This window comes from Streptomyces yunnanensis, from assembly GCF_029011865.1.
GTDB lineage: Bacteria > Actinomycetota > Actinomycetes > Streptomycetales > Streptomycetaceae > Streptomyces > Streptomyces yunnanensis.
In genome coordinates this window covers 7,203,925-7,217,597 of record NZ_CP095749.1, presented here as the reverse complement: position 1 = coordinate 7,217,597, position 13,673 = coordinate 7,203,925, and the positions used below count along the sequence as shown (strand labels likewise).

Below are 13,673 nucleotides of genomic sequence, written 5' to 3'. Positions count from 1 at the left end.
CGGCGACCGGCCCGGACGGACCGCGGCGGGCCGGACCTTAGAGGTCCACCTCGCGCATCAGCATCCCGACCTCGGTGTTGGTCATCCGGCGCAGCCAGCCCGACTTCTGGTCGCCCAGGGCGATCGGGCCGAAGTGCGTCCGGACCAGCTTGTCCACCGGGAAGCCGGCCTCGGCCAGCATCCGGCGCACGATGTGCTTGCGGCCCTCGTGGAGGGTGACCTCGACGAGGTAGTTCTTGCCGGTGTTCTCCACGACCCGGAAGTGGTCGGCGCGGGCGTAGCCGTCCTCCAGCGGGATGCCGTCCTTGAGCCGCTTGCCCAGGTCGCGCGGGAGCGGGCCCTGGATGGCGGCCAGGTAGGTCTTGGTGACGCCGTAGCGCGGGTGCGTGAGGCGGTGGGCCAGCTCGCCGTGGTTGGTGAGCAGGATGATGCCCTCGGTCTCGGTGTCCAGCCGGCCGACGTGGAACAGCCGGGTCTCCCGGTTGGTCACGTAGTCGCCCAGGCACTGGCGGCCGTCCGGGTCCTCCATCGTGGAGACCACACCGGCGGGCTTGTTCAGCGCGAAGAAGAGGTAGGACTGGGTGGCGACCGTCAGGCCGTCGACCTTGATCTCGTCCTTCTCCGGGTCGACCCGGACGCCCTGCTCCGTGACGATCTTGCCGTTGACCTCGACCCGGGCCTGGTCGATCAGCTCCTCACAGGCGCGGCGAGAGCCCATACCGGCCCTGGCCAGCACCTTCTGGAGCCGCTCGCCCTCCTGCTCGCCGAAGGTCTTGGGGGTCTTGATCTGCGGCTTGTCGTAGCGGGCGCGGTTGCGCTCCTCGATCTTGGCGTCGTACTCGCGGGACCGCGCGGGCCCCTGACCACGGCCGCGCTGCTGACCGCCCGCGCCGCCGGCGCCGCCCGGCCGCCCGCCCCGGGACGCGCCCGTGCGGGGGCCGCCCTTGGCGCCGCCGCGGGCCGCCTCGCCCCGGGCACCGCTCTTGCCGCCGCCCCGTCGCTCGTCGCCGCCCTGGGACCCGCCCACGTCGTAGCGGCGCTCCTCGGGACGGGGGCGGCCCGCGCGCTGCTGCTTCTCGTCCCGCTTGTTGCCCGCGCCGCGGTAGTTGCCCCTGCCGCCGCCGCTGCCCCTGCTGTTACTGCCGCTGCTTCGCATCAATGATCCGTCTGAGAGTTGCCGCTGTCGTCTACGTCGAACGACGGGATGCCTTCCGCGGAGTCGCCCTCGACCGCGTCCGCCTCCGGGAGGAACGGTGCGAGCTCAGGGAGCTCGTCCAGGCCGCGCAGGCCCATCCGCTCCAGGAAGTAATTCGTCGTCCTGTACAGGATCGCACCTGTTTCAGGTTCCGTCCCCGCCTCCTCCACCAGGCCGCGCTGGAGGAGCGTGCGCATCACGCCGTCGCAGTTGACCCCGCGGACGGCCGAGACGCGGGAACGGCTGACCGGCTGACGGTACGCGACCACGGCCAGAGTCTCCAATGCGGCCTGGGTCAGCCGGGCCTGCTGACCGTCCAGGACGAAGCCCTCCACCGCGTCCGCGTAGGCCGCGCGAGAGGAGAACCGCCAGCCACCGGCCACCAGCCGCAGGTCGAAGCCGCGGCCCTGGCGGGTGTAGTCCTCGGACAGCTCGCGCAGCGCCAGCGCCACCGCCCGGCGGGACCGCTGGAGCACCCTGGCCAGGTGCTCCTCGGTCGCCGGCTCGTCGACGACCATGAGGACGGCCTCCAGCGCGGGCTTCAGCTCCAGATCGGCCACGCCCAGCGCGCCGGCCGGCGGCTCCTGGGGCGCGCGGTGCTCCCCCGGCCCCTGCTCGGTGATCTCGTATCCCGTGCCGCTCACGCCGGCTCCTCCTGTTCCTCCGCCTTCGGGCGGTCCGTCGCGTCCGCGCCGCCGTCCTTGTCGGGCCCTTCGCCCGGTTCCCGGTCGAACTCGTCGGTGACCTGTGGGGCGGCCCCCTCCACGCCCGTCCAGCGGGCCGTCAGCGTCCCCAGCGCCTCCTCCTGGTCCAGGGCCACCACCCGCTCCCGGTAGAGCTCCAGCAGGGCCAGGAAGCGCGCGACGACGGTGAGGGTGTCGGGGGCGTCGGCGACCAGATCCCGGAAGTCGGCGGCGCCGGCCGTGCGCAGCCGGGCCACCACCACCTCGGCCTGCTCCCGGACGCTGACCAGCGGCGCGTGGATGTGGTCGACGTAGACCTGCGGCTTCGCCCTGGGCTGCATCGCCCGCGCCGCGAGCCGGGCGAAGCCCTCCGCCCCGATACCGAGGACGACCTCGGGCAGCAGCTCCGCGAGGTGCGGCTCCAGCCCCACGGTCCGGGGGTGGCAGCGCGTCTCCTCGGCCAGCCGCCCGCTGAAGATCTCGGCGATCCGCTTGTACGCGCGGTACTGGAGCAGCCGGGCGAAGAGCAGGTCGCGGGCCTCCAGGAGGGCGAGGTCGGCCTCGTCCTCCACTTCGGCGACGGGCAGCAGCCGGGCCGCCTTGAGGTCGAGCAGGGTGGCCGCGACGACCAGGAACTCGGTGGTCTGGTCGAGGTCCCAGTCCGGCCCCATGGCCCGGATGTGGGCCATGAACTCGTCGGTCACCTTGGACAGCGCGACCTCGGTGACGTCCAGCTTGTGCCGGGAGATGAGCTGGAGCAGGAGGTCGAAGGGCCCCTCGAAGTTGTCCAGCCGGAGCGTGAACCGGCCGTCCCCGGAGGGCGCCGCGGCGGCCTCGCCCCCGGTTGTCTCCGGCGCCTCCGCCGTCTCCACGGCCTCGTCCGCGGTCGCCTCCGCGGTCCGCTCGACCGGAGCCGCGGCGGCGTCCGCCACGTCCATCACGTCCGGCGCGGGGGCCTCGCTGGCCTCAGGGGCCTCCAGGGCGCTGTCCGGCCCCCGCCCGAGAGCGCGGCGGGTGCGGCGCGGGGCGGGGGCGGTCTCGTCGGCGGCGTCGGTCGGCATGGCGGTCCAGTGTGCTGCGGTCCCGCGCCGGGGCGGCGGGTCGGTCACGGGCGGGACACCCCGCCGGAGAGGCAGGCTATCCCGCCACGCGCCGGAGGCTGGCTCCCAGGGCGTGTCGGGCGGGCCCTAGCGGCCGCGGAGCCGCCGGACCAGGATGCTGGCGTCCCCGCGCGACTCCAGGTCGGCGAGGACCACGGCCACCGCCTCGCGGACGATCCGGCCGCGGTCGACCGCCAGGCCGTGCTCGCCGCGCAGCACCAGACGGGCGTGTTCGAGGTCCATGAGCTCCTCGGCGGAGACATAGACGGTGATCTTCTCGTCGTGCCGTTCCCTGCCGCTGGGGCGGCGGTTGGCGCCGCGTCCCCGACGGCGGCCCGACGCCCCGGCCGGCACCGCGGGCGCCGCGGCCTCCCGCTCGGCGCGGGCCGCGAGGCCGGCCGTCGTCCGGTGCCCGGCGGAAGCCTCCGACTCCGCCTCGCGGCCGCTGTGCTCGGCCGACGCCGTACGCGGCGCGCCCGGGGCACCGTCGTCGGCCGTCGGGGCATCGGCGTCCGCGCCGGCCCCGGCCCGCGACCGGCGCGCCCCGGGGGCGTCCTCGGCCGCGTCCGACGATGGGTCCGACTCACCGGCCGGGGCGGGCACCCGGGCGTCCTCGCCGCCGGCCGGACCGCCGTTCGTACGGCGGGGAGCGGACGACTGCAGGCCCACTCCCCCGGTGGTGCGGAACAGTTCGTCGGCTCCGGGCAGACTCACTCGGCGTGACACCGGGCGAGCACCTCCCTGGCGAGCTGGCGATAGGCCGCGGCCCCCACGGAGTTGGAGGCGTAGGTGGTGATCGGCTCACCGGCGACGGTGGTCTCCGGGAAGCGGACCGTACGGCCGATGACGGTGTGGTAGACGTGATCGTCGAACGCCTCGACGACGCGCGCCAGGACCTCGCGACTGTGCACCGTCCGGGAGTCGTACATCGTCGCCAGGATGCCGTCCAGCTGGAGGTCGGGGTTGAGCCGCTCCTGGACCTTCTCGATCGTCTCGGTGAGCAGCGCGACCCCGCGCAGCGCGAAGAACTCGCACTCCAGCGGCACGATGACCTTGTGAGCGGCCGTCAGGGCGTTGACGGTCAGCAGGCCGAGCGAGGGCTGACAGTCGATGACGATGTAGTCGTAGTCGGGCAGCAGGGGCTTCAGGGCCCGCTGGAGGGTCGACTCGCGGGCGACCTCGCTGACCAACTGCACCTCTGCCGCTGACAAATCGATATTGCTGGGCAGCAGGTCCATGTTGGGGACCGCGGTCTTGAGCAGCACCTCGTCGGCCGACATGCCCCGCTCCATGAGCAGGTTGTAGACCGTCAGGTCCAGTTCCATCGGGTTGACGCCGAGTCCGACGGACAGGGCACCCTGCGGGTCGAAGTCGACTAGCAGCACCCGGCGGCCGTATTCGGCGAGTGCGGCACCCAGGTTGATGGTCGAGGTGGTCTTGCCGACCCCGCCCTTCTGGTTGCACATCGCGATGATCTTCGCCGGGCCGTGTTCGGACAGCGGTCCCGGGATGGGGAAGTAAGGCAGCGGGCGTCCGGTCGGGCCGACCCGCTCACGGCGCTGGCGCGCCGCGTCCGGCGCGAGCGTCGCCGCGTATTCGGGGTCCGGCTCGTACTCGGCGTCCGGGTCGTAGAAGTGCCCTTCGGGCAGGTCGTCGTAGTCGGCGAGACGGGTGGGCTCTCCACTGCCCCGGTCGCCGGCCATGGCGTTCACGTGTTGGCCGTCCATACTCTGGTGGGCTGTCGTGGAAGTGCTCTGGGGGGCTGCGAAGGGGTGGACCGCCACGGAGCCGACAGCCTCGCGCCCCGAGGGACCCTGGCCCCGTACAACCGCTCCTGGCCGACCGCCTCCGGGAGTAAATGTCGACTCATTCACAAGTCGTCTTACCTCCTTGGATGTGACCAGGAAACTTATCGATAGGTCAGCGTGGCACCATGCCGACGGTTGGCGACTCTATGGCGTGTCGGGCGTCCGCAGCAACACAATCCGCCGGACCCGGCCCGATGTGTCGGTAATGGAAGCCCCCGATGTCAAGAGTGCACAGCGCACAAGACGCATGTTTCGGGGGTGCGCGAATAGGTTAAAGGGTTACGTTCACGGCGAGTTGAGAGTTGGCCGCCGGGAGCCGCCCCCGGGGCGCGTCGCACATGCGACCGGCCGGGCCCTGTCGAGGGGGCCCGGCCGGTCGTGCGGCGCTTGACGCGTGCGGTTGACGCCCTTAGCCGAGGAGGGTGCGCAGCTCCACGTACTCCAGACCGTGGGCCTGGGCGACCTCGGGGTAGACGACCTTGCCGTCGTGGGTGTTCAGGCCCTTGGCCAGCGCGGGGTCACGGCGCAGCGCCTCGACCCAGCCGCGGTTCGCCAGCTCCACGATGTAGGGCATCGTGGCGTTGGTGAGGGCGTAGGTGGAGGTGTTGGGCACCGCGCCGGGCATGTTGGCGACGCAGTAGAAGACCGAGTTGTGGACCTGGAAGGTCGGCTCGGCGTGCGTGGTCGGCTTGGAGTCCTCGAAGCAGCCGCCCTGGTCGATCGCGATGTCGACAAGGACACTACCGGGCTTCATCTTGGCGACCAGCTCGTTGGTGACGAGCTTGGGGGCCTTGGCGCCCGGGATCAGGACCGCACCGACGACCAGGTCGGCCTCGACGACGGCCTTCTCCAGCTCGAAGGCGTTGGAGACGATCGTCTGCACCTTGGTGCCGAAGATCTTGTCGGCCTCGCGCAGCTTGTTGATGTCCCTGTCGAGCAGGGTGACGTGGAAGCCGAGGCCCACGGCGATCTGCACCGCGTTCCAACCGGAGACGCCACCGCCGATGACGACGGCCTTGCCGGCCTGGACGCCGGGGACGCCACCGGGCAGCACGCCGCGGCCGCCGGCCTGGCGCATCAGGTGGTAGGCGCCGACCTGCGGGGCGATCCGGCCCGCGACCTCGGACATCGGGGCCAGCAGCGGCAGCGCGCGGTTGGCGGTCTCGACCGTCTCGTAGGCGATGGCGGTGGTACCGGACTCCAGCAGGGCGTCCGTGCACTCCTTGGACGCGGCCAGGTGCAGGTAGGTGAACAGGGTCTGGTCCTTGCGGAGGCGGTGATACTCCTCCGCGATCGGCTCCTTGACCTTCAGCAGCAGGTCGGCGGTGCCCCAGACCTCGTCGGCGGTGTCGAGGATGGTGGCGCCGGCGGCGACGTACTCCTCGTTCGTGATGGACGAGCCGAGACCGGCGTCCTTCTCAATGACGACCTGGTGGCCGTTGCGGACGAGCTCGTGGACTCCGGCGGGCGTGATGGCCACGCGGAACTCGTTGTTCTTGACCTCGCGGGGGATGCCGACCTTCACGTCGATCACGGTCCTTGAATGAGAGCTTGCAGAAGGAATTATCCCTCATGCGATGCATGACGGAACTGACCGCGCCGTACGCGGCCCGACCAGTCTATTGAAGGACGTCACGTTGTCTAGCCTTGCAAAGACATAATTTTCCGGAAGGCCACTACCGATTTCGTAGGTCACTCGGGGTGCTCCTCCCGTCGCCGCTCCCCCGCCGCCCGATGCAGCCGTGCCGCTGCTGGGTCGCCGAGCCGGTCGAGGATCTCCGCAATCCGTAGCTGGAGGCGCACCTCCAGCGCCCCGTCGGCCGCCGCGCGGGCGAAATCGAGGGCCTCCAGCAGGCTGCGCAGCGCCCCGTCGAGCTGCCCGACGTGCTCGTGGACGTCCGCCGCCACCTCCGCCGCACGCGCCTGACCTGCGGCGTCGCCGAGCCTGCGGGAGGTCCGGGCGGCCGCCCGGCAGTCCTTCAGCGCCTGCTCGTGGCGGCCGGCGCGGCCGTGCGCGGCACCGATCCGGGCGTGCAGCCGGGCCGCGTCGGCCCGCTCGCCCCGGGCCAGCCGGAGCTCCAGCGCCCGCCCGTACCAGTCCGCGGCCCGGACCCAGTCGCCCAACTCGGCGTAGGTGTCGCCCAGCGACTCCAGTGCCCGACCGGTGGCCAGGGGGTCCTTGACCGCGCGGGCCGACTCCAGGGCCCCCCGGTAGCGGGTGAGCGCCTGCTCCCGCCGGCCGGCCCCGGCGTCCAGGTCGCCGAGGTTGAGCAGGGCGGCGGCCCGCTCGCGCGGCAGGGCGCGCCGCTCGGCGACCTCAAGGAGCAGCGCATGCAGGGTGTAGAGGTCGGGCGCGGCGGCCTCGGGGCCGTAGTGGGCGAGCAGGGCGCGGGTCAGCGTGGCGATCAACCGCCGGTCCAGCGTGTCGAGTTGGCCGTCCGCGACGGCCATCCGGGCCGCGTCCAGCAGGGCGCCGCGGCGGGTGTGCAGCCAGTGCGCGGCGGCGGCCCTGGTGGCGAAGCGCAGCGAGCGGGGCAGCTCCCCGGCCCTGCGGCGGGCGGGCGAACCGGACGGTTCGGCGGCCGCCCGGCAGGACTGGACCAGTCGCACCGTGCGCTCCAGCATCCGGGCCCGGGCCAACTGCACGTCGGCCGGCCGCTCGTGCCCGTGGATCAGTTCCCGGGAGAGCGGCACGAGGCAGCCGGGGAGCCGGTAGCGGGGACCGATCGCGGCGTCGGCGGGCGGGACGTGCGGGCCGTCGTCCTCGGGGACCGGCCGCACCAGGCCGAGCGCGGCGAAGTCGTGCAGCACCGCGGCGGCGGCCGGGACCGTGCAGCCGCCCAGCGCGGCGGCGGTGTGCGGATCCACCAGGCCGTCCGGCGCGAGCGTGGCCAGGCGCAGTATCCGGGCGGCGGGTTGGGGCAGCGCGTCGTAGGTGAGGCGGAAGGCGCGGTGCAGGGGGCGGTCGCCGGCCGGCAGGTCCGGCGGCAGCGGGACGGCGAGCAGCGCCTGGCGCAGGTCGGCGACGGAGAGCTTGGGGCGGGCGGCGAGCCAGGCGCCCGCCAGTATCAGCGCCGCGGGCTGGCCGCCGCACTCCTCGGCGACGGCCTCCGCGGTCCGCGGATCGACGGTGATGCGGGTCGGCCCCGCGTAGTGACACAGCACCTCGACGGCGGCCGCGGTGTCCAACCCGCCCAGGGCGCACGGCCGGACGTCCGGGATGCCGGTCAACGGGCCCTGCGAGACCACCACGACCAGGCAGTCCGGGGCGTCCGGGATCAGCGGTTCGACGTGCTCGGCGCCCGGCGCGTCGTCCAGCAGGAGCACCGTCCGGCGCCCGGCCAGCGCCGTGCGCACCGCCTCGGCCAGTTCGTCCTCGTCGGCGCCCGGCGGGGCGTCGGCGCCCAGCGCGGCGAGCAGGTCGCGGGCGGTCCGGGCGAGGCCCGTCGGGGCGGCGTCCCGGCCGGTCAGGACGGCGCGCAGCACCCCGTCCGGGTACCCGTCGGCGATCTCCCGCAGCAGCGCCTCGGCCAGGGTGGTGCGGCCGGAGCCGGGGCGGCCGGCGATCAGCAGGACGCGGCTGCGGGCGCCCCGGCGACCGGTGAGGGTGTCCAGGCCGGCCCGCCCGATGTCGGCGCGCAGCGCCTTGAGTTCATGACGGCGGCCGGCGAATCCCGGGAGGCCGGAGCGGGCGGCGGCAGCGTCCTGGCGGGGCAGCGTCGCCCGCCGTTCGCGGGCCGCCGCGCCGGGCCCGCGCGCCGCATCCGGCGCACGGTGCCCCCCGTCCACCGCCTGGTCCGTCACCGGTCACGCTCCCGTCCGCCCGCGCGCTTGGGTTCCCGTCGCGGGCGCGTACGGGAACCCTGTCGAGCGTAGTTCACGATCCGTCACGCACCGTGCGGAGCAGGGCCGTTGAGTCACTCGATCGGATCGGCCGATCATCCGACCGGGAGACGGGAGGGGCCCCGGGCCGGGTCAGGCCGCGAAGGGACGGGCCGGCCAGGGCGCGTCGGCCGGCCGGAGGGCGTCCAGGCCGTCGCCGGCGCGCGCCGCGGTGAGTGCCAGCACCCCCACGACCAGGCAGTTGTTGTGCAGCTCGCCGGCGAGCACCCCGCGGACCAGCTCGTCGACCGACACCCGCGCCAGCTCCATGTCGGCCTCCTCCTCGGAGACCTCGAAGCGCTCGCCCGCGGCCTCGGACAGCCCGCGGGCGAGGAAGATCCGCACCGCCTCGTCGCAGCCGCCCGGGGTGGTGTAGACGTCGGTCAGCACCCGCCAGTCCGCGGCCTCGACGTGCGCCTCCTCGTACAGCTCGCGCTGTGCGGCGTGCAGCGGGTTCTCCCCGGGGACGTCGAGCAGGCCGGCGGGGATCTCCCACAGCTTCTGCCGCACCGGGTGGCGGTACTGGCGCAGCACCAGCACCTGGCCGGCGTCGTCGAGGGCGAGGACCGCCACCGAGCCGGGGTGGACCTGGTAGTCGCGGGTGGCGGTGGAACCGTCCGGCATCACGACACGGTCGGTGCGCACGCTCGTCTTCGCCCCGGTGAACGGCGTGGTGGTCCCGGTGACCGTCCATTCCTCCGGGGTGTCCTTGATCGCCATGCGCGTCCTCCTGTAGGTGCCTGTGCCACAACGGAAACCGGGGTACCGCCCCACGAGGTGAGGCCGTACCCCGGCAACCGTATCCGGCGTGTCGGCGCCTACTTCTTGGCGCCCGGCTTCCGGGCCGCCTCCTGCCGCTCGACGGCCGCCTTCACCAGGCCGGCGAAGAGCGGGTGCGGACGGGTCGGGCGGGACCGCAGCTCCGGGTGCGCCTGGGTGGCGACCAGGTAGGGGTGGACCTCGCGCGGGTACTCGACGTACTCGACCAGCTTGTTGTCCGGGGAGGTGCCGGAGAACAGCAGGCCGGCCTTCTTCTCCAGCTCGCCGCGGTAGGCGTTGTTGACCTCGTAGCGGTGGCGGTGGCGCTCCTCGACGTAGGGCTCGCCGCCGTAGACCTCGCGGACGATGGAGCCCTCGGCGAGCTTGGCCGGGTACATGCCCAGCCGCATGGTGCCGCCCATGTCGCCCTCACCGGCGACGATGTCCATCTGCTCGGCCATCGTGGAGATCACCGGGTGGGTGGCGGCCGGGTCGAACTCGGTGGAGTTGGCACCCTCGATGCCGGCGAGGTTGCGGGCCGCCTCGATCACCACGCACTGCAGGCCCAGGCAGAGGCCGAGCAGCGGGAGCTTGTTCTCGCGGGCGTAGGTGATCGCGCCGACCTTGCCGTCCACGCCACGGTCGCCGAAGCCGCCGGGGACGCAGACCGCGTCGCAGTCGGAGAGCTGCGCACGGGCGCCGGCCGGGGTCTTGCAGTCGTCGGAGGTGACCCACTTGATCTTGACGCGGGCCTTGTTGGCGAAGCCGCCGGCGCGCAGCGCCTCGGTGACCGAGAGGTAGGCGTCGGGCAGGTCGATGTACTTGCCGACCAGCGCGATCTTGACCTCGTGGTCGGGGTTGTGGACGCGGTCGAGCAGGTCCGCCCACTGGGTCCAGTCCACGTCGCGGAACGGCAGGTCCAGCTTGCGGACGACGTAGGCGTCCAGGCCCTCGGCGTGCAGGACCTTGGGGATGTCGTAGATCGAGGGGGCGTCGATGGCGGCGACCACCGCGGCCTCGTCGACGTCGCACATCAGCGAGATCTTGCGCTTGATGGCGGTGGGCACCTCGCGGTCGGCGCGCAGCACGATCGCGTCGGGCTGGATGCCGATGTTGCGCAGCGCGGCGACCGAGTGCTGGGTCGGCTTGGTCTTCAGCTCGCCGGACGGGCCGATGTAGGGGAGCAGCGAGATGTGCACGACGAAGACGTTGTCCCGGCCGACCTCGTGGCGGACCTGGCGGACGGTCTCCAGGAACGGCAGCGACTCGATGTCGCCGACGGTGCCACCGACCTCGGTGATCACGACGTCGACGTCCTCGGTCGCCATCCGCCGGATGCGGTGCTTGATCTCGTTGGTGATGTGCGGGATGACCTGCACGGTGTCACCGAGGTACTCGCCGCGCCGCTCCTTGGCGATCACGGTGTTGTAGACCTGGCCGGTGGTGACGTTGGCCGAGCCGTCGAGGTCGACGTCGAGGAAGCGCTCGTAGTGGCCGATGTCCAGGTCGGTCTCGGCGCCGTCGTTGGTGACGAAGACCTCACCGTGCTGGAACGGGTTCATCGTCCCGGGGTCGACGTTGAGGTAGGGGTCGAGCTTCTGCATCGTGACCCGCAGACCGCGCGCCTTCAGGAGCGCACCCAGGCTGGAGGCGGTGAGCCCCTTGCCGAGCGAGGAGGCGACGCCCCCGGTGACGAAGAGGTGCTTGGTCGTCGTGCCTGCGTTATGACGAAAGGCAGTGGGCGGCATGGCCAAGAGGGGGCTCCCGTGGTCGCGAGGTGGAGAGGTGCGATGCGGCGCCGGCCCTGGGGTTCAGGGGGTGCCTTCGCTGCGGTTCGGGGGTGCCGCATTTCTGCTGGGGCCCACCGGTCCACGGGGTACCAGGCTATCAGCGACCGGGCATGGTCGCGTCCGGCCACGCACCGGAGGGGGTCGTTCCGCAGGCCACTCTTTCGGAGCACCCCCACTCGACGTGAGCATCGCGCGCAGCACTCCCCTGCGTCGTATCCTGCTCGGACACTCGCTACGAGCCGTCCGGGAAGGCACCACCCTGCCCCAGCCACCGCTGGGTGGGGGTGCCCCCAGCGATAGCTGGGGGAGTGCCCCCAGCCCGATTTCCGGTCCCGCTGCTCGGCGACGTTTCATGGGCAGGACGGACAGCACACAACGTCCCATGGGGGGCGTGACTCCAGTTCGACGGGAGATGCACGTGGCCGGGCGCATCGAGGACTACGCACTTATCGGTGATATGCAGACCGCCGCTCTCGTGTGCCGGGACGGCACGGTCGACTGGCTGTGTCTGCCGCGTTTCGACTCACCGGCGGTCTTCGCGGGGCTGCTGGGCACCGACGAGCACGGCTTCTGGCAGATGGGCCCGGCCGGCGGGGACGGCGCCCCCCGGGCCGCGGACCGGCGGCGCTACCGGGGGGATTCACTCGTTCTGGAATCCGAGTGGGACACCCCGCGCGGTACCGTCCGGGTGATCGACTTCATGCCGCCGCGGGACGGTGCGCCGCAGGTGATCCGGATCGTGGAGGGTGTCAGCGGCCGGGTCCCGATGCGCTCGGAGCTGCGGATGCGGTTCGCGTACGGCTGGGTGGTGCCGTGGGTCCACAAGGTGGACGGCCGGACGGTGGCGGTCGCCGGGCCCGATTCGGTGTGGCTGGACACGTCCGTGGAGACGTACGGCAAGGATCTGACGACGTACTCCGACTTCACCGTCGCGCCCGGGGAACGGATCGCGTTCACGCTCAGCTGGGAGCCCTCGCACAAGCAGCCGCCGGCCGTGGCGGATCCGGAGGGGTCGCTGGCGGCGACCGAGGACTTCTGGCGGGAGTGGGTCGAGCACTGCACCTACCACGGGCCCTACCGGGACGCGGTGGTGCGCTCGCTGATCACGCTCAAGGCGCTGACGTACGCGCCGACCGGCGGGATCGTGGCGGCCCCGACGACGTCCCTGCCGGAGTGCATCGGCGGGATCCGCAACTGGGACTACCGCTTCACCTGGCTGCGGGACGCGGCGATCACCCTGTCGTCGCTGCTGCGCACCGGCTACCGCGAGGAGGCCCGGGCGTGGCGCGAGTGGCTGCTGCGGGCGGTGGCCGGCGACCCGGAGAACCTCCAGATCATGTACGGCATCGCCGGTGAGCGGGAGCTGGGCGAGACCGAGCTCAAGTGGCTGCCCGGGTACGAGGATTCGCGCCCGGTGCGGGTCGGCAACGGCGCCGCCGGCCAGCTCCAGCTGGACGTCTACGGCGAGGTCACCGAGGCGCTGCACCTGGCGCACATGACCGGGCTGGCCCGCAACGACTACGCCTCGCTGCTCCAGATCAAGTTGATCGCGTGGGTGGAGAAGCACTGGGACGAGCCGGACGAGGGCATCTGGGAGGTGCGCGGGCCGCGCCGGCACTTCGTCCACTCCAAGGTGATGACCTGGGTCGCGGTCGACCGCACGGTCAAGCTGATCGAGTCCGGGGACGTCGACGGGCCGCTGGAGCGCTGGAAGGACCTGCGGGAGACCATCCACCGGGACGTCTGCGAGAACGGGTACGACAAGGAGCGGAACACCTTCACCCAGTCCTACGGGTCGGAGGAGCTGGACGCGTCGCTGCTGCTGATCCCGCAGGTGGGGTTCCTGCCGCCGGACGACAAGCGGGTGATCGGCACCATCGAGGCGATCCAGCGGGAGCTGTCCACCGAGGACGGGTTCGTGCTGCGCTACCCGACGGCCGGCGAGGGGCTCGGCGTGGACGGCCTCGAAGGCGACGAGGGGGCGTTCCTGGCCTGCTCGTTCTGGCTCGCCGACGACCTGGCGATGATCGGCCGGGTGGAGGAGGCCCGCAGGCTCTTCGAGAAGCTGCTCTCGCTCCGCAACGACCTCGGGCTGCTCGCGGAGGAGTGGGATTCCCGGCTCCAGCGCCAGGTGGGGAACTTCCCGCAGGCGTTCAGCCACGTTCCGCTGATCGACACGGCGCTGCGGCTGACCGCCAGCGGGGCGTACGGAGGTTGACGCCCTGTGGGATCCCGTTTCCCGCGTCGGATTCCGCGCGGGAATGTCGTAGCTGTGTCGGATACGACATGCGGACGGGATTCATGCCTCCTTCTCTAGTAGTTCCCCTCTTTGTGTACCGGAGCGTCCCGGTCGTCATCAACGCAGACGACCGGGGCATGCCAACGGCGTTCGGCGGTCGATCAAGCCGCCCTGGAGAACGCGAGTTTGGGGTCCGATGAGCACGACAGATCTGGCT

At 72.3% G+C, this 13,673-nt stretch carries 10 protein-coding genes; 1 reads left to right on the top strand and 9 read right to left on the bottom strand.

From position 1 onward, the window contains the following. Positions 1–37: 37 nt before the first annotated feature. The 9 genes from MOV08_RS31470 to MOV08_RS31430 form a co-directional block, all read right to left on the bottom strand. Positions 38–1,156: a pseudouridine synthase gene (locus MOV08_RS31470; protein WP_039637675.1), complete on the bottom strand. Its 1,119-nt coding sequence runs from the start codon at positions 1,154–1,156 to the stop codon at positions 38–40. Beyond that, positions 1,156–1,839, bottom strand: coding sequence for an SMC-Scp complex subunit ScpB (scpB, locus tag MOV08_RS31465; protein WP_039637674.1), 684 nt, complete (start codon positions 1,837–1,839; stop codon positions 1,156–1,158). The genes MOV08_RS31470 and scpB overlap by 1 nt, the downstream gene beginning before the upstream one ends. Further along, positions 1,836–2,939, bottom strand: coding sequence for a segregation and condensation protein A (locus tag MOV08_RS31460; protein ID WP_275309733.1), 1,104 nt, complete (start codon positions 2,937–2,939; stop codon positions 1,836–1,838). Before MOV08_RS31460 ends, scpB begins: the two co-directional genes overlap by 4 nt. A gap of 126 nt (positions 2,940–3,065) precedes the next feature. After that, positions 3,066–3,692 (bottom strand): hypothetical protein, encoded by a 627-nt coding sequence (locus tag MOV08_RS31455; protein WP_275311948.1) that lies wholly within the window; start codon positions 3,690–3,692, stop codon positions 3,066–3,068. Next, positions 3,689–4,705, bottom strand: a complete 1,017-nt coding sequence (locus MOV08_RS31450) for a ParA family protein (protein WP_275309732.1) — start codon at positions 4,703–4,705, stop codon at positions 3,689–3,691. Before MOV08_RS31450 ends, MOV08_RS31455 begins: the two co-directional genes overlap by 4 nt. Before the next feature lie 490 nt (positions 4,706–5,195). Continuing rightward, the gene (gene ald / locus MOV08_RS31445; RefSeq protein WP_073445446.1) at positions 5,196–6,311 is read right to left on the bottom strand and encodes an alanine dehydrogenase; all 1,116 of its coding nucleotides are present in this window, start codon (positions 6,309–6,311) and stop codon (positions 5,196–5,198) included. Positions 6,312–6,478: 167 nt separating this feature from the next. Continuing rightward, positions 6,479–8,590 carry a tetratricopeptide repeat protein gene (locus MOV08_RS31440; protein ID WP_275309731.1) on the bottom strand — a complete coding sequence of 704 codons (2,112 nt, stop codon included), beginning with the start codon at positions 8,588–8,590 and terminating at the stop codon, positions 6,479–6,481. Positions 8,591–8,761: 171 nt separating this feature from the next. Then, complete coding sequence (locus tag MOV08_RS31435) at positions 8,762–9,388, bottom strand: NUDIX domain-containing protein (protein ID WP_275309730.1); 627 nt, start codon at positions 9,386–9,388, stop codon at positions 8,762–8,764. A 98-nt stretch (positions 9,389–9,486) separates the two neighbouring features. Continuing rightward, complete coding sequence (locus MOV08_RS31430) at positions 9,487–11,175, bottom strand: CTP synthase (RefSeq protein ID WP_275309729.1); 1,689 nt, start codon at positions 11,173–11,175, stop codon at positions 9,487–9,489. Positions 11,176–11,629: 454 nt separating this feature from the next. Between MOV08_RS31430 and MOV08_RS31425 the strand changes: the two genes are divergently transcribed. Beyond that, the gene (locus tag MOV08_RS31425) at positions 11,630–13,435 is read left to right on the top strand and encodes a glycoside hydrolase family 15 protein (protein WP_275311946.1); all 1,806 of its coding nucleotides are present in this window, start codon (positions 11,630–11,632) and stop codon (positions 13,433–13,435) included. Positions 13,436–13,673 lie beyond the last annotated feature (238 nt).